At 40.4% G+C, this 15,887-nt stretch carries 14 protein-coding genes and 2 tRNA genes; 6 read left to right on the plus strand and 10 right to left on the minus strand.

Features of this window, described 5'->3' with window-relative positions; translation table 11 throughout:
• The first annotated feature begins 293 nt into the window (after nucleotides 1–293).
• Complete coding sequence (locus HYB91_RS02210; protein ID WP_253719447.1) at nucleotides 294–1,370, plus strand: IS30-like element ISTde2 family transposase; 1,077 nt, start codon at nucleotides 294–296, stop codon at nucleotides 1,368–1,370.
• 406 nt (nucleotides 1,371–1,776) lie between these two features.
• Entirely contained in the window at nucleotides 1,777–4,050 is a 2,274-nt protein-coding gene (locus HYB91_RS02215) for a right-handed parallel beta-helix repeat-containing protein (protein ID WP_002675761.1), read from the plus strand.
• Between the two features lie 283 nt (nucleotides 4,051–4,333).
• Here HYB91_RS02215 and HYB91_RS02220 read toward each other — a convergent pair whose 3' ends face one another.
• Nucleotides 4,334–4,492 carry a hypothetical protein gene (locus HYB91_RS02220; RefSeq protein WP_002675760.1) on the minus strand — a complete coding sequence of 53 codons (159 nt, stop codon included), beginning with the start codon at nucleotides 4,490–4,492 and terminating at the stop codon, nucleotides 4,334–4,336.
• Between the two features lie 343 nt (nucleotides 4,493–4,835).
• On the opposite strand from HYB91_RS02220, the gene HYB91_RS02225 reads away from it, so the two are divergent.
• Nucleotides 4,836–6,374, plus strand: a complete 1,539-nt coding sequence (locus tag HYB91_RS02225; RefSeq protein WP_002675759.1) for a sigma-54-dependent Fis family transcriptional regulator — start codon at nucleotides 4,836–4,838, stop codon at nucleotides 6,372–6,374.
• 54 nt (nucleotides 6,375–6,428) lie between these two features.
• On the opposite strand, the gene HYB91_RS02230 is transcribed toward HYB91_RS02225, so the two are convergent.
• The 3 genes from HYB91_RS02230 to HYB91_RS02240 form a co-directional block, all read right to left on the minus strand.
• A tRNA-Arg gene (locus HYB91_RS02230) sits at nucleotides 6,429–6,502 on the minus strand.
• A gap of 13 nt (nucleotides 6,503–6,515) precedes the next feature.
• Nucleotides 6,516–6,588: transfer RNA gene (locus HYB91_RS02235), tRNA-Pro, on the minus strand.
• A gap of 60 nt (nucleotides 6,589–6,648) precedes the next feature.
• A complete protein-coding gene (locus HYB91_RS02240) occupies nucleotides 6,649–7,278 on the minus strand; it encodes a hypothetical protein (RefSeq protein ID WP_002675758.1) in 630 nt (209 codons plus the stop codon).
• A gap of 150 nt (nucleotides 7,279–7,428) precedes the next feature.
• Between HYB91_RS02240 and serS the strand changes: the two genes are divergently transcribed.
• Complete coding sequence (gene serS, locus HYB91_RS02245) at nucleotides 7,429–8,697, plus strand: serine--tRNA ligase (RefSeq protein ID WP_002675756.1); 1,269 nt, start codon at nucleotides 7,429–7,431, stop codon at nucleotides 8,695–8,697.
• A gap of 105 nt (nucleotides 8,698–8,802) precedes the next feature.
• On the opposite strand, the gene HYB91_RS02250 is transcribed toward serS, so the two are convergent.
• Genes HYB91_RS02250 through HYB91_RS02270 form a run of 5 tightly spaced genes read right to left on the minus strand, consistent with a single transcriptional unit; the run spans nucleotide 8,803 to nucleotide 11,398 of the window.
• Entirely contained in the window at nucleotides 8,803–9,255 is a 453-nt protein-coding gene (locus tag HYB91_RS02250; RefSeq protein ID WP_002675755.1) for a hypothetical protein, read from the minus strand.
• Nucleotides 9,252–9,467: a hypothetical protein gene (locus HYB91_RS02255; RefSeq protein WP_002675754.1), complete on the minus strand. Its 216-nt coding sequence runs from the start codon at nucleotides 9,465–9,467 to the stop codon at nucleotides 9,252–9,254. The genes HYB91_RS02250 and HYB91_RS02255 overlap by 4 nt, the downstream gene beginning before the upstream one ends.
• Nucleotides 9,460–9,852: a YraN family protein gene (locus HYB91_RS02260; protein WP_002675753.1), complete on the minus strand. Its 393-nt coding sequence runs from the start codon at nucleotides 9,850–9,852 to the stop codon at nucleotides 9,460–9,462. Before HYB91_RS02260 ends, HYB91_RS02255 begins: the two co-directional genes overlap by 8 nt.
• Nucleotides 9,852–11,117: an HD-GYP domain-containing protein gene (locus HYB91_RS02265; RefSeq protein WP_002675751.1), complete on the minus strand. Its 1,266-nt coding sequence runs from the start codon at nucleotides 11,115–11,117 to the stop codon at nucleotides 9,852–9,854. The genes HYB91_RS02260 and HYB91_RS02265 overlap by 1 nt, the downstream gene beginning before the upstream one ends.
• 17 nt (nucleotides 11,118–11,134) lie before the next feature.
• Nucleotides 11,135–11,398, minus strand: a complete 264-nt coding sequence (locus HYB91_RS02270) for an EscU/YscU/HrcU family type III secretion system export apparatus switch protein (RefSeq protein WP_002667815.1) — start codon at nucleotides 11,396–11,398, stop codon at nucleotides 11,135–11,137.
• Between the two features lie 124 nt (nucleotides 11,399–11,522).
• Between HYB91_RS02270 and HYB91_RS02275 the strand changes: the two genes are divergently transcribed.
• The gene (locus HYB91_RS02275) at nucleotides 11,523–13,004 is read left to right on the plus strand and encodes a Do family serine endopeptidase (RefSeq protein ID WP_253719596.1); all 1,482 of its coding nucleotides are present in this window, start codon (nucleotides 11,523–11,525) and stop codon (nucleotides 13,002–13,004) included.
• Between the two features lie 45 nt (nucleotides 13,005–13,049).
• Here HYB91_RS02275 and lnt read toward each other — a convergent pair whose 3' ends face one another.
• A complete protein-coding gene (gene lnt, locus HYB91_RS02280) occupies nucleotides 13,050–14,627 on the minus strand; it encodes an apolipoprotein N-acyltransferase (protein ID WP_002675747.1) in 1,578 nt (525 codons plus the stop codon).
• Nucleotides 14,628–14,689: 62 nt separating this feature from the next.
• On the opposite strand from lnt, the gene HYB91_RS02285 reads away from it, so the two are divergent.
• The gene (locus HYB91_RS02285) at nucleotides 14,690–15,844 is read left to right on the plus strand and encodes a galactokinase (protein WP_002667821.1); all 1,155 of its coding nucleotides are present in this window, start codon (nucleotides 14,690–14,692) and stop codon (nucleotides 15,842–15,844) included.
• The last annotated feature ends 43 nt before the right edge of the window (nucleotides 15,845–15,887 follow it).

The raw sequence follows: 15,887 nt of genomic DNA on the forward strand, positions 1-15,887 counted from the left end.
TTTGTTTATGGTATAATCATATTTACTATATTGCAAACATGTGTTCGAGTCAAGGTACCGATATTTTCACACAAAAATCTTGATATTTGTATAAAACCGTGCTATACTGTACCATAGTGACAGACAAACGCACCGATAGCAGCTGCAAACATTCTCATAAAAAAAGTGCAAAAAGTTTTGCAAAATCACGGTAAGTTGTAAAATAAATTGCCCTAAAAATAAATAAAAAAGGTTCATCTGAACCAAAAAACCATTATAATGAAATTAGGAAAAACAAAGATAATGGGGAACAGATGAACCAAAACAATGATACCATAAAAAGTAAAAAATGGAAACACCTTAGCGAAAAAGAAAGATATGCGATAGAAGCATTATTCAAAAGCGACCATAACGCAAGACAAATTGCACAGTCTTTAAATAGGGATAGAAGAACGATACAGAGGGAGATAAAAAGGGGAATGGTAATAAAAGTAACAGAAAATCCATATGTAAGCCGTAATCCAAAAGTTCCTGACTATCTTGAAAAAATAGTTTACTCGGCACGAAAAGGACAACAAAGAGCCGATAAAATGAAATTACTAAAAGGCCGTGGTTTAAAAATAGGTAAGGATAAAAAACTTTTACATTATTTGGAAACATGTATAGCGGATAATAAATTTTCTCCTGATGCTGCTATAGGACAAATAAAAGAACTAGGCTTACAGTTTCCGGTTATGATATGCACCAAAACTGTATACAATATGATAGACAGAGGGGATTTTTCTAGGCTTACAAACAAAGATTTACCTGTAAAACGCAATAAAACTAAACGAAAATATAAAAAAATAAGCAAAATTGCTAAAAACAACATAAAAGGACGCAGTATTGAACAAAGAAGTGAACAGATAAATAAAAGACAGGAAAAAGGACATTGGGAAATGGATTTGGTGGTAGGTAAAGGAAGATGCTGCTTACAAGTTATGACTGAAAGAGTTACTAGAAAAGAATTAATATTTAAAATCCCCGATAAAAAACAGGAAAGTATTAAAAAAAATATAGATATGCTTGAGATGAAATATAAAGATGAGTTTAAAGAAATATTTAAAAGCATAACCATGGATAACGGGACTGAATTTTTAGACCAAGAAGGCCTTGAAACCTCTTGTTTAAAAGAAGGAGAAAAAAGGACAACTTGTTATTATGCACATCCTTATAGTTCTTGGGAAAGAGGAAGCAATGAGAATGCTAATAAATTAATTAGACGCTTTATACCAAAAGGAGCAGATATAAGTAAATATAGTGACATACAAATAAAACAAGTAGAGAATTGGATAAATAATTATCCTAGACGGATGTTTGGCTATAAAACGGCCAATCAAATGTATACATGAATTTCATAAAAATGGTATTTTTTGGGCAATACCTCTTACAATTTATAGTTTTGCAAAATCACCGTGCAAAGTACTTGACATAAAACCGCATATCGGCACAAAATTCACAGCTTCACAGCTTCACAGCTTCACAGCTTCACAGCTTCACAGCTTCACAGCTTCACAGCTTCACAGCTTCACAGCTGAGAGCTTCCTGTGCCCAAATAAAACAATCACCCACAGCCAAATTTTCTCACATAAAAAAGTATGTTCTACAGATTGGAACAATTCACCAAAAACAAAATCTTATATGGGGTTTCCAAAGGGGTTTCCCCTTTGGCAGCGCGGGAAAAAGAGGGGGTCATAGGGGGAGAGAAAACCCTGCTCTGAACGGGGTGTTCTCTCCCCCTAAAAGAGGAGTTAACTTATGAAAAAACTTTTAAAGATTTTAACAACAATTGCGGCAGTGCTGGCAGCTGCACTGTTTTTTGCAGGGTGCAAACAGTTTTTAGAAGACCCTGAAGAATTCCTAGGCTACTGGTCTAGCGAAGTTGTTCCTATTGACTTCAGCATCAATAAGCCCTATCAAATGAGTAATGACGGAGCACTGTGCATACCCTCTGCAGACGATGTAAAGCTTAAGATAAAACTGCGTAATCCGAGAAACTTTACCCTCATTATGCCGACCTCCGTCTTCGATGCGGGGAAAGTTATCAATTTCCCCGGGTTTCCTTCAGATCAGCAGCCTAGATACAACATTGACTACACCTTTAAACAGACAGGCGATATGCTCGAACTCACATACAAAGACACATTTTTAAAGGCACACGAGTGGAGTAACGGCGGCATAGGACCCGAAATTACCCTTATTTCGACGGACGGCAGAAAATTCAGTAAAAAGTTCAGTCTGAATATTGAAGCCAATACGCCTCCGCCCGAAATCAGCGATATAACGATAGCAAAGACGCAAGTCGGCGGGTTCTACGCACTGTGTTTTGATGAAACCGTGGGCATGACACCTATATTGAACGGAAAGCGTTTGCATAAAGACATCAAAGCTATCCACATACAAAAAGAAGGCGGCTCAGAAGAAACAATTCCTCTTACCGTAAAGGAGGATGGATCCGGATTTTATATACCTTCAACTCCACCGGAAGGTCTTTTATCATCAGTTGATACAATATTTGACACACCTCCCGGCCCTGGAAGCTGGACAGTTTATATTAAAACGTACACGGAACTGGCAGCAGATGGTGCTCTCCCCAAAAAATACAAGGTATGGCTGACCGATAAAAAAGGCCTTTCTTCGGCACCAAAAGAAGCGAAGACCTTAGGCTCTATCCCCGATATAAGCGACAATACGAAGGCATGGAAAAATCTAAAAAAAGCCGTAGAAAAGGCCTCTGAAAACGGCGTTATAATCGTAACGGGTAATGTGAAAGCAACTAATGACTCCGGAAACAACGGCGCGATCAGAGTAAAGAGAAAGATTACCATAAGAAAAGCCGGGAGTACAGCCTGTGAACTCAATGCAAATAAAACTGAGCTTGGTATAAATGCTCACCGTATTTTTATCGTAGAAAATAAAGGGGATCTCATGCTCGAAAATCTGACGCTCACAGGCGGTAAGGCGGAAGCGGATTCATATGGCATAAAAGAAGGCGGCGGCATATTGGTCAAAACGGGTGGCAAGGCGAAACTTAAAAATTGCTCTGTTACGAAGTGCGAAGCAGGGGCTAGCGGGGGAGGCATCTATTCAGAAGGCGAGCTGATCTTGGACAAAGCAACTATCGGAGGTTCTGCAGCCGACGGCAATAAGGCAAAAATGGGCGGCGGTATCTATCTTAGAGGAATAAATGCTTCAGGCACGATGGAAAACAACAGCATCGTTTCCTACAATGAGGCGAGCGATATCGGCGATGTATCCAAAGGCGGCGGAATTTGCATTGCGGTAGGAGCTCATTTTACTATGAAAGAAGGCACAATCAGCTATAATAAAAGCACGGAGAACCCCGGTAAAACGGCATACGGCGGCGGCGTGTGCGTAGTTGGAAACAAGCCTCTAACTACCGATCATGCCTCTTTTACTTTACAAGATGGAACGATCGATCATAACACCGCAGAATATGGCGGCGGAGTTGCGACAAGTGACGGCGGTGTGTTTACCATGGCAGGCGGTAATATCAATGATAATGAGGCAAAACAGTGCGGAGGCGGAGTCTCCGTACATGGAGCCATGACAATGACAGGCGGCACTATCAGCCAAAATAAATGTACGACGTCGGATACTACTCGCGGCGGCGGCGGAATATTTTTGTGGTTAAGTTTTGGCGGCCAAGTGACTCTTAATATGTCGGGCGGTACTATAAAAAACAATACTTCAACTGGTTTGGGGGCAGGCGTATTGGTAAAGCATGATTACAGGGTTAAAATGCAGATGTCCGGCGATGCACAAATTGACGTAGACAACGATGTGTATTTGTCTTCTTATATGGACTCTGCCGCAATGATAACCGTTGCCGGTACTCTGTCGCAGAATCCAGCGGCATGCATTACGGTAGCGGACGGCCAATACCAGGAGTCCACGCAAGTGCTTATTGGCAATATACCGCAAAACTACAAAAAGTTTGAGGTAACGCCGAAAAGTGGTATTCCTTGGTATGTCGCCTCAAATGGTTATTTGACGCTTACGCAGCCTTAATAGCAACGGTGGGGTATAATTGTTTTGAAAACCGTGCAGGATGCACGATTTTCAACAGATTTACAGCTTTTGCGGCATAATGCAGCGGCTGGCGATAATGGCTCAATGCGGGTTCTTAGGGGCGCAGCCCATAAGCGGAATTTTGGAGAAAAGAGGGGTTATAGGGGAGGGTAACAACCAACGCAGTTTCAAGGTCAAACACCTTTCTTCCGAAAAAGGGGTTTAGCCTCGAAGCTTTGCCGGCTGTACGCCTTGAAGCTTCGCTGGCTGTACTTCCCCTAATTTACAGTTTTTCAATCTCTTCTTCGGGGAGGCCTGTAACCTGCATAATTTTTTGTATCGAATCTCCCAACTGTTTTAAGATTTTAGCTGTTTCTTTCTTGTTGTTATAAGTACCTTCCGTAAAGCCTTTATACCTAGCGTCCATCTCAAAAGTAGACATTAATCTATATTCTTGTCTTGCCTGTGATATTAGGGGGAGAGAACACCCCGTTCAGAGCAGGGTTTTCTCTCCCCCTATAACCCCCTCTTTTTCTCGCGCTGCCAAAGGGGATACCCCTTTGGAAACCCCGATTTATTACAATTAAAAAAAATAATAAATTAGTAAAAAAAATCCTTTGCGCCATTTATATCTTTGTGGTTAAATAAAAAAATAAAACCACAATGGTACGAGAAAGGGGTTTAGCCTTGAAGCTCCGCTGGCTGTACGCCTCGAAGCTCCGCTGGCTATACTTCCCCCTGACTCCTTTTGACAAAAATTTATAATGCGGGTATAATCGCAGGGTATGAACAAGGCTATATCCGTTTTAAATAAAACCAATCCCATCTCGGCCGAGCAGGCATTGGAGCTTATTCTTGAGGCTTTAAGAGAACTGGTCGATTACGAGCTTGCCGTTGTGATGGGCTTTGAAGATAAAAATGTTTTAAAGGTAAGAAAGGCCATAGGCCCGCTTTCTTCAAAATTATTGGACGATTTTACGATTAACTTAAACAAACGGAAAGATATCGCCCGAATTTTAGATGAAAGAAAGGCTTTTTTGTTTGATGAAAATATTCCCCATGTCGATACCTATGACGAAATCATGAAGCTGCCCGAAAATCATTCTTGTTTGGTTGCTCCCCTTTACATAGGAGACAAGGCTATCGGAATGATGACCTTGGATCACAGTATGTGTTCCCGCTTTACGCCTGAAATCGTCCGTTTTATATCTACAATTTCAAAACTTATTTCGATTGCTATGGTCCAAACGGATGCATCCCAATCCCTTATTCAAAGAACCGAAAGCCTCCTGCTCGAAAGAAATGTTTTGCTCACCGCTTCGACAAATGTTTTTAAGGATATGGTCGGTTCTTCCCGGGCTTGGACTACGGTTTTAGATTCGATAAAGCTGGTTGCGGCCTCTGATGTGCCGGTTTTAATTTCGGGAGAAACGGGAACGGGAAAAGAACAGGCAGCCCGCACCATTCACAGGCTTTCCAACAGGGCCGAAAAACCCTTTGTGCCCGTAAACTGTTCTGCCCTTGTGCAGAGCCTTGCCGAAAGTGAAATCTTCGGGCATGAAAAAGGCGCCTTTTCGGGGGCTGCCGCCTTGCGGAAGGGACGGTTTGAACTTGCCGACGGCGGCACCCTCTTTTTGGACGAGGTAGGGGATTTGCCCTTTGATTTACAGCCTAAACTTTTGCGTGTTCTTCAAGACGGAAAATTCGAGCGTGTCGGCGGGGAAAAACCCGTTTCTGTGGATGTGCGCATAATAGCCGCAACCAATGTCGATTTGGCCGAGGCCGTTTCGATGGGGCGCTTCCGTGAAGACCTGCTTTACAGGCTGGATGTTTTCCCGCTAAGGCTTCCGCCTTTGAGGGAACGCGATGACGATACGGCTCTTTTAGCCGAACATTTTATTTCGGATATACGCAAAAGGAAGGGCTTTGAAAACACGAGCCTTTCGATGGCTGCAATCGAAAAACTTATGTCTATGCCTTGGCATGGAAATGTACGCGAGCTTAAAAATGTTGTAGAGCGGGCTGCAATTCTTTCCCAAGGCGGAGAAATCCCTGCCGAACACTTGGTGCCGGGAACAAGAGAATTCTACATTTCAAACGCTGCGAAAAAGCCCCTAAAGCCTGCCGTAAATAAGGAGGCCGAAAAAGATAAGGTTTTGCCTGAAGATATTAAACCTTTTGATGAGGCTCAAACCGAGATTATTCAAAAAGCTCTTTTAGCCTCAAACGGAAAAATTTACGGCAAAGACGGAGCTGCCGCTCTTTTAAACCTAAAACCGGGAACCCTTCAAAGTAAGATGAAAAAACTGGGCATTAAGTACTAAAAAAGCCGATTAAGTTATCTTGCCGGTATACAAGACTACTTAATCGGCTTTTAGCGGGACCGGAGGGACTCGAACCCCCTACCTACTGCTTAGAAGGCAGTTGCTCTATCCTGATGAGCTACGATCCCAAGGTTTTAAGGATCGGGATGGAGGGATTTGAACCCCCGATCTTCTGGTCCCAAACCAGACGCCTTAGCCCCTAGGCTACATCCCGATGCGAGTGAACATAATACGCAAAACGGGAATGAATGTCAAGACCTAGGAGCAAAGGTTTTTATAATTTGATTTTTAATCCAAGCTTTAAACCTATTGATTTTGCTAAATTGGGAAGTACGCTGGGCTGTATACTTACTGAACTGCTGGAGTTACCGATTTTTGTTTCTCGATTTCCTGATAGGGGTTTATAGTATAGTGCCGAAGCTCCTGCATACATTCCGAATTTTCCTGTAAACATATAAGAAGCGGTAAAATTTATTCCTCCGCCTAGGTTAAAGTAACTTTCGGTTACTATAGCACCTCCGGTTGCCCACTGAAAAGCGGAACCGCCGAATGCAAAAGCTCCGCCTAACAAGAGCTCAAAACCTTTTCCGGGCTTAAATATATAGCCTACTCCAAGCATTGTATCATTTACAAATATATTGTTAAATGTAAATGTAGTATTTGCAAAGACAGCCCAGTTTTTGGGAAGAGGGTAGGAAATACCTATATTGACGCCTCCCAAGCTTTTTGACCTTATTCCATGGTATTTAAAACCGTCATAACCATAGCTGTTATTGATTTTATGTAATTGGTGGTTGTTATAAGCCCCTCCGACTTCCAAATCCAAACCGATCGATCTTGCCGTCAGCATACCTGTAAAAACCAAGGCAAAAACAAGACAAACAAAAAATAATTTTCTGTTCATAAAATTCCTCCAAATGAGTAAAATTGTATTATAAAATACTTATATTGTACTTGAGTATCCGATAATTCTCAAAAATTGTCAAGCTGTCCGTTAAATGTATCGTTAAATTTTAGTCTTGACAGAATTCAAAATAAAAAGTACAATTTTGCTATGTTAGACTATAAATTTATTAAAGAAAATGTTGAAGCCGTAAAACAAAATATTAAAAACCGGCACATGAATGCGGATGCCGATAAGGCAGTAGAACTGTATGATAAGCGTACTGCCCTTGTTACTTCTTTGCAGAACCTGCAAAAAGATCGAAACGATAACTCACAGTCAATGAAGCAAAAATTAAGTCCCGAAGAAAGACAAAAACTGGTCGACCAAGGGAAGTCTATAAAAGAAAAAATTGCCCAAGCTGAGACTGAACTGACCGAGGCCGAAAAAGCCTTGCATGAGGCTGTAAGTAAAATTCCGAATATGGCCCATCCCGAAGCTCCAGTCGGCAAAGAAGATTCCGACAATTTGGAAGTTAAGCGCTGCGGAACCGTGCCCAAGTTTGACTTTGAGCCGAAGGACCATGTTCAGTTAGGCCAAGATTTGGATCTAATCGACTTTGAAGCCGGTACAAAGGTTTCAGGCGTTAAATTCTATTTTTTAAAAAACGAAGCCGTATTTTTGGAGCAGGCTCTTACGATGTACGGTCTTAACATATTGCGGAAACACGGGTTTAAACCCTTTATCACTCCGGACATTGCAAAAGAAGAAATCTTATACGGTATAGGCTTTAATCCACGAGGCGAAGAATCAAACGTCTATTCTCTTGAAGGCGAGGGCACTTGTTTGGTTGCAACTGCCGAGATTACTCTGGGCGGCTATCACTCGGACGAGATTATCAAAAAAGAAAGCTTGCCGTTAAAATACTGCGGTCTTTCTCATTGCTTTAGGCGTGAAGCTGGAGCCGCCGGACAGTTTTCAAAGGGGCTTTACAGGGTTCATCAGTTTTCAAAACTCGAAATGTTTGTTTATTGTACACCTGAAGAATCGGATGCCCTTCATGAGGAGCTCCGCTTAATTGAAGAAGAAATCTTCAACGGTTTGGGAATTCCTTTTAGGGTTGTCGATACCTGCACCGGAGACCTTGGAGCTCCTGCATACCGAAAGTGGGACTTGGAAGCATGGATGCCCGGAAGAAACGGAGGAGAATGGGGAGAGGTTACTTCTACTTCAAACTGTACCGATTATCAGGCACGCCGCTTAAATATACGCTACAAGGACGATGACGGTAAAAATAAATTCCTTCATACCTTAAACGGAACTGCTTTGGCGATGTCGAGGGCTATGATAGCCGTTTTGGAAAATTATCAGCAAGCCGACGGTTCCATTAAGATACCGGAAGCTCTTGTTCCCTATTGCGGTTTTGATAAAATCGGTTAAAACGGTGCAAGTCCCAGCCGCTTAAAATAAACGGCAGATAAACTTTTTGATAGTTTTAGATATCAGGTTTGTATAAAAAAAGGCCGGAGCATTGTCCGGCTTTTTTTATGTTGTTGATGTAAGCTCCGAAATATTTTTTTTCCATTGGTAGAGCTTATTTTTATCTTCCCATTCAATTAGTTTTATGATTTTAAAGTTTTTACGAACTTTAGGATTTTCAAAATAGGCGACGGCAAAGTTCCCGTTTCCTATGTAAATGATTTCTTCGCCTTCTTTTAATTCTTCCGCTTTTTTTAAAAATTCGATAACGCAGTCAAAGTGTACAGGCAGGCCGCTTTCCTTATCGGCAATGGCCGAGCTTAAGTCCTGTATAATTTCGCCGCATTTTGTGCATTTGTATTCGGGATATTCTATTTTTTTAAAAGCCGGTTCTCTGTTTTGGCCTTGAAAAGTTTTAGCTTTTTTTATTTGTCCGTCAAGGGGGCGTTTTTGCGGGGTATCATCTTCCCGTTTTTCCGTCCTTTGACTTCTCATAGGTTTAAACCTTCTTTTACTCATATTCTTATCCTCTTTTTGCAATTCATATTTTCGTAATCGAGTCCGCCGTTCAGCACTCTTTCCGTTATGATTGAAGCCAGTCTATAAATAGCGGCATTTATGTACTCGGGGTCTTCAAGTTTTAATTCCATTGCATGAATTTCCTCATCCGTTAGTACGGTATTATGGGTAGAGGTATTTTTTTTAGGTGGAAATAAATTCACACTAGTCATAGCAATCTCCAAAGGCGTCTTTTAAATGTAATATCTCAAGCGGCTGTTCCAAAAAAGGGTTTGATCGTAATACAATCACATCAAATCTTATATACATCTTATTATATTTTCGATTGTTTGCGAGAAAATGTTTAGCGGTTTTTATAATCCTCTCTTGTTTTTTTTTATTGATAATAAGATCTAAATCTGATAGTTCAGTTTTTAATAAGGTTTTTACTTCTATAAAAACCAGAATCCCTCCGGATGATGTTTGCTCCGTTTTATCTAAAGCGATTATATCTATCTCTCCGGTGCGTGTTCTCCAATTTTTTTCCAAGATAAGATAGTCCTTATCGGTCAGCCACTCGGCTATTCGACTTTCTCCTTTTGAGCCCAGAGAATCCATTATTTATTTCTGTAAGTTCGCGGATCTATTGCCCGAACTATAAAAAGATTTTTATTTTTCTTTAAATCTACAAGCTCTGAATTCTCATCCAAAATCTCTCCTGTTGAGTCAATTAATATACGGATGAAGGGGCGCATCGGTGCTTCCGGCGAGCTTTTAATTACTCTGGCAAGAGAAGCATCATTCATTAAAACGATGGAGCCTATAGGATAAATTCCCACACTTCTAATCATGGCCTTTATTATTTCGGGATCGAAAATGCGGGCATTATCTGAAAGAAGGTTTTTCATGGCTTGATATCCCAGCATTAAATCCCTGTATGGCTTGGGCGTTATCATTGCGACAAAGGCATCGGCTACGGTTATAATTCTTGCTCCTATATCTATATCCTTTCCTGAAAGACCGTTAGGATAGCCCTTGCCGTCCCATCTTTCGTGGTGCTGCATAATGCTCAAGGCAATTTCCCGTGTGTACATGAGTTCACTCATAGCTGTCTTGTAGCCATAGGCAGTGTGAGCTGCAACAGCCTGCTTTTCAATATCAGTCAGGGTTTCGGTTTTATTGAGGATTTTTTGAGGTATTTTAATCATTCCGACATCGTGTAAGAGGGCTGCGATAGTTATTTCGTTAATTCTATTTTTGGGAAGCTCAAGAGCTTCGCTTAAAATGATGGCTAAGATAGCCGTATTTACGGACGAGCGGGCCAAATTATCTTCTTCAAGTTCGGTTCCCAATATAAAACCTACGCAAAGAGGAGGATTTTTTCTGACCAGTTCTATCAATCTTGTTGCATGATAGTTTACGGGCATATTATCCACCGGTTTTCTGGCTTTGAAATTTTCAAATACTTTTTCAAGGCTCTTTATAATTTCCAGATATTCGGTATGGAGCTGCATTGAGCGGGAATCTTGTGTAAGCTTTAGAATGCAATCGGCAGAAATTTCTTCAATTTCGGATCTTTTAATTTTGGTTCCGCTGATGGGATAGTCTTCTTCAACTTCCTCTATTTCTCCCGGATCTTCAAGATCTTCAATCTCATCAACTTCATCAAGCTCTGCTATTTCGTCATTCATGGTCTCTCCATCAGGTACAGGATCGCCGGCAGTAACAACATATTGAACTTTCCATCTTTTTAAAGTGTTCAATTCATTTTCGCTTAATGCCATACCTTTTAAAAGAAACATGTTTTTCCCGTCATCAAAAAATACGGGAGCCGAAAAACGCTCTCCAATCTTTAAATCAGCCGTTTTAATTTTTTTTAACATTCCAAATCCCCTTTAAGTTAATCCTTTTTCAGCAAAAAGGCAAAGATAGCGGCAACAGCTTTATATGTATACTCAGGAATACATGAACCTATTTCGTGGTGGATAAGAATGTTTGCCAAGGTTTCATCTTCTACAATTTTAATTTTGTTGCGTTCGGCTGCCTCTTTAATTCTTTTTGCCGTCAGACCCCTTCCTGATGCCGTAATTATCGGCGCTTTTGCCTCTAAAGCATAGCTAAGGGCTACTGCACAATCAACTTTCTTTTTATCTGTTTTTGTCATAACTCCATTATATCACAAATATAAAAAAAAACAAGGAAACAAATAAATTTTCAAATTTTTTTCTATGTAACTTGACTTAAGAGTTATTGTTTTAGTATTATAATTATGTAGTGAGGTTAGATATATGCGTAAATTAAAAAATCCGCTTTCAGCGATGGCCGGAATTTTATTGATTATGCTTGTTTCGGTTGTTTTTCTTTCAGCCCGATGTTCAAGTAATCCCGAAAATGCTTCTACAGTGTATGCCGATCCGGGGTTAAAGACCGAGCTGAGTAAAGAGTCTGTTTCGGCTCTTGAATCTCTTCAAAAAGCAAATCGAGAGCTTACTTCCATGATTTTACCCTCGGTAGTTACCCTTGATGTTGTAGAAACAAGAAAGGTTCAAAACAATATAGACGGTTTTCCTTGGTTTTTCTTTAACCGCCCTCAAGATCAAAAAGACGGTCAGGGGGAAAGGGAATATGAAGCCGAAGGTATGGGCTCAGGTGTTATCGTAAGAAAGACGGGAAAAACCTATTATGTTCTGACAAACCAGCATGTTACAGGCAATGCCAAGACAATTTCCGTTATGCTTTATAACGGGGATAAGGTTCAAGGTAAGTTAATCGGTTCTGATCAGAGGAAGGACGTTGCCCTTGTTTCCTTCGATTATGATAAGGATTTAAGGGTTGCCGTGTTGGGAGACTCAAATACCGTACAGGTAGGAGACCTTACATATGCAATCGGTGCTCCTATGGGTTATGTGTCTACCGTTACAAGCGGTATTGTAAGTGCGGTAGGCCGTTCAGGCGGACCGAACAGAAATAATATAAACGATTTTATCCAAACGGATGCAGCGATAAATCAAGGCAACTCAGGCGGCCCCTTGGTCAATATCTATGGTGAGGTTATAGGCATAAATAACTGGATTGTTTCATCAAGCGGCGGGTCTCAAGGTCTTGCCTTTTCGATTCCTATAAACAACCTCAAAAAAGCTATCGATGATTTTATTACTTCGGGTGAAATCAAATACGGTTGGCTCGGTGTTCAGCTTCTTGAAATAAACGATAAGTTTAGAGAAAACTTAAACTTAAAGGATATTGAAGGTGCTTTTGCAGGACAGGTATTTTTAGGTTCTCCTGCGGATAAGGGCGGTATAAAGCCCGGTGATTATATTACCGAGGTAAATTCGACAAAGGTTAAAAGTGTTGACGATATACTGCGTGTTATCGCCGACTTAAAGCCCGGAGAATCTTCATCTTTTAAGATTTTACGAAAAGGAAAAGAAATTTCCGCAACCGTAAAAATAGAAGAAAGAGATGAAAAAAACGTAGCCGACTCTTCCAAACTTTGGCTCGGTTTTGTTCCGTCTCCTTTGACTGATGAAATTATAAAACAACTGGAGCTTAAAAAAGGTCAAAACGGTGTTTTGGTAACAAGTTTACAGGCTAAGAGCCCTGCTGCCGTTATGAGCTTACAGCCCGGCGATCTTATAGTAAAGGTTAACGGAAAAGATGTAAAAGATGTTTTGAGCTTTTATGATGAGCTTTCAAACGCAAAGGGCGAGATTTGGTTTGACTTTATAAGAGAAGGTCACAATTTGGTTACCCCAAAGATTAAAAGATAAAATCTTTAAATAATTTTACCTCCTTTTTGGGCTAAGGCGGCATACTTAAAACCGTGCTGTTTTAGCCCTCCTTTTATCTAAAAAGATATTAAAAATCAATATTAAAAACATCATAATAGGGAACCAATCCTTATACGAGGCATAAAATGTTTTTTTGTGCTCATAGACGGGAACTTCCGTATAAACGGATTCTGCCTCGAAGAGGGGCATGTCCGAAATAATTTTTCCTTTAGGGTCTACAACTACGGAGTAGCCTGAATTGGTTGAGCGTACCAAGGTCGTTCTAAGCTCTATGGCTCTAAAATGAGCCACTACAAAATGCTGATACTCGGCACTCTTTGTTTTAGACCAAGAATCGTTTGTTATGTTTATAAGAACCTCACTTCCAGCATTGTGTAAATTAAGGCAAACTGCAGGAAAAGCATCTTCAAAGCATATGGGAACAGTAAAATTGACCGTCTTTCCTTCCGAATTTTTAATACCGAATACCTTATATTCGGTTCCCGGATTCCAGCCTGAAGAAAAGCCGACCAGCTTATCAAAAAAACGGACAACAAGGGGGTTGTCTATAAAAGGAATGTACTCGGCAAAGGGGACGAGTTGGATTTTTGAATAAATATCTAAAATTTTCCCTTCAGGAGATAAAAGATAGGCTGCGTTATATTGTTTTTTTCCGTCTATATACGGGGAGCCTACTATGATCGGGGTATCCGTATCGGCTAAAAAACGGGTAAATGGGTCACCATAAGGAAGAATTCCGTAAAAATCCTCGTTGTCCTTGTAAGGAACTATAAGGGATGACTCGCTCCAAACTATAAGATCCGGCTTTTTGTTTGCAGAAAATATCGCCTTACGGCTTAAAGCTTGAGAGGTTTTTATATTTTCTTCAAATTGGGAGTTATCCCATGGATCGGTGTTTTGCTGGACAATTACGGTATTTAAAAAGGTTGCAGGCTTCATTTCTATCGACAGAATTGTTATTCCGTAAATGTTTATAATTAAAACCAAAAAGGCTGTAAAAATCAGGGGGCTTTTAATTTCGGTTAAACCTTTAAAAAAGGCCTTTGAATTTGCCGAATACGCATACGTTTGTAAGGCTTCGCCTAAGCAGGCTGCAATGAGGGGGACAATAAAAGAAAGCCCCCAAACTCCCGTTATATCTACAAACTGAATAAAAGGCTTTAAATTAAAGCAGATCATCGGGGCCGTTCCCCAAGGATAGGCTAAAAAGCCTGTAGATTTTGCAAATTCCCAGAGGAGCCAAACGGCGGCAAAGAAAAAGGGGCGTAAACTTTTCCTTTTTTGAAGGCTATGATAAAGTAAAAAGCCGAAAGGCATTGCTATAAAAAAATATGCAAGGGTGCTGGCTCCAAGCGTAAATATTGCAAAATCTTCAAAAAATGCAAGCCAAAAACTTGACATCAAATGTACAAAAGAAACAAAAAAACCGTACAAAAATGCCGCTCTTTTATGTGAGCCGCAGTTAAGAAGTGCATAGTATACTAAAACTAATCCTGAAAAACCTGCAATAGCAGAGCCGAAATTTAAAATTTCATTGGGGATTCCGAAAGAAAATAGGACCGAAGAGATAAAAATAATAAAAAAAGATAAAAAAAATCGCATATTTACACATCTATTTAATCATTTTTATTGAAAAATTTCAATATAACGAGTATTATATATTTATGCAAAAAATAGTTACATTTCATATTGACGAATATGGAGATGAACCTGAAGTATGTGCTGCCGCTCCGGGGCGGTTTCATCTTCTAGGTGAACATACATGGTTTGCACAGGGAAATACTCTTTCCATGAGCATTAATCACTATTTATATGCTTGTGCATCCAGGCGCAGTGATAATAACTTTAGGCTGTTTTCAATTTCGCTTAATGAGCGGAAAAAAATATCTTATTCAGGTCTCAGGTATAAGAGGGAAGACAGATGGGCTAATGCGGTTAAGGCCGTTATTTCGGCATTTAACGACTTCGGACATCATGTTTCCGGCTTAAATTTTACTATTTTGTCCGAAATACCTGCGGATGCGGGCTTGGGAACGCCCAACGCTCTTAAAACGGCAACAGCCCTCATATTGAGGAAGATGTTTGCCCCAAAACTTACCAAAAGCGATTTGGTAGATATTCTTGAACATGCTAATGTTCAACATTTAAATACTTATGCACATAGAGCGGATATTTTATGTGCTCTTTTTGCAAAATCCAATCACTGTGTGCGTACCGACCATCGAAAAAAAACTGCGGATATTTATCCTTTTCCAATTGAGGGGCATTCCATTATATTAACGGATTCCCGTGTCCCGCGCATAATTGCCCGCGAAGAATTGACGGCCAGATTGGACGAATGTGTCGAAGCCTATGAGTTGGTAAAAAAACAGCCGGATATGCCGAAAAATATGATGCATTTGACCGAAAAAATGCTTGAAGAAATCGATATCCCCGAATCGGTGAGGAGAAGGGTTACCTATATTATAAGAGAATCTTTAAGTGTTGATGAAGCTGTGGACGCCCTAAAACGCAAAGATAATATAATGCTTTCACGTATCTTAAACCGCTCGCATGACGGGCTTAGAGACCGTTTCGAAATTTCCTGCCCCGAATTGGATTGGCTGGTCAAACGCTCCCTTGAGTTTATGGAGCCTTCGGTAACTAATCTTGTGTGTTCACGAATGACTGGAAAGGGCTTTGGCGGATGTACTTATACTATTCTTAGAGATGAAGATGCAAAAGCTTATATAGAAAAAGTTGGAGATTACGAAAGAATTTTCGGATTTAAACCTTTGATATACAAGGCTAAGCCTACAGGCTCTGCAAGAACATTTTAACAAGGGCTTTAAGATTGGTGAATTTTTAAGTGTCTTTCTCTGC

The organism is Treponema sp. B152, assembly GCF_024181665.1.
Lineage (GTDB): Bacteria > Spirochaetota > Spirochaetia > Treponematales > Treponemataceae > Treponema_B > Treponema_B denticola.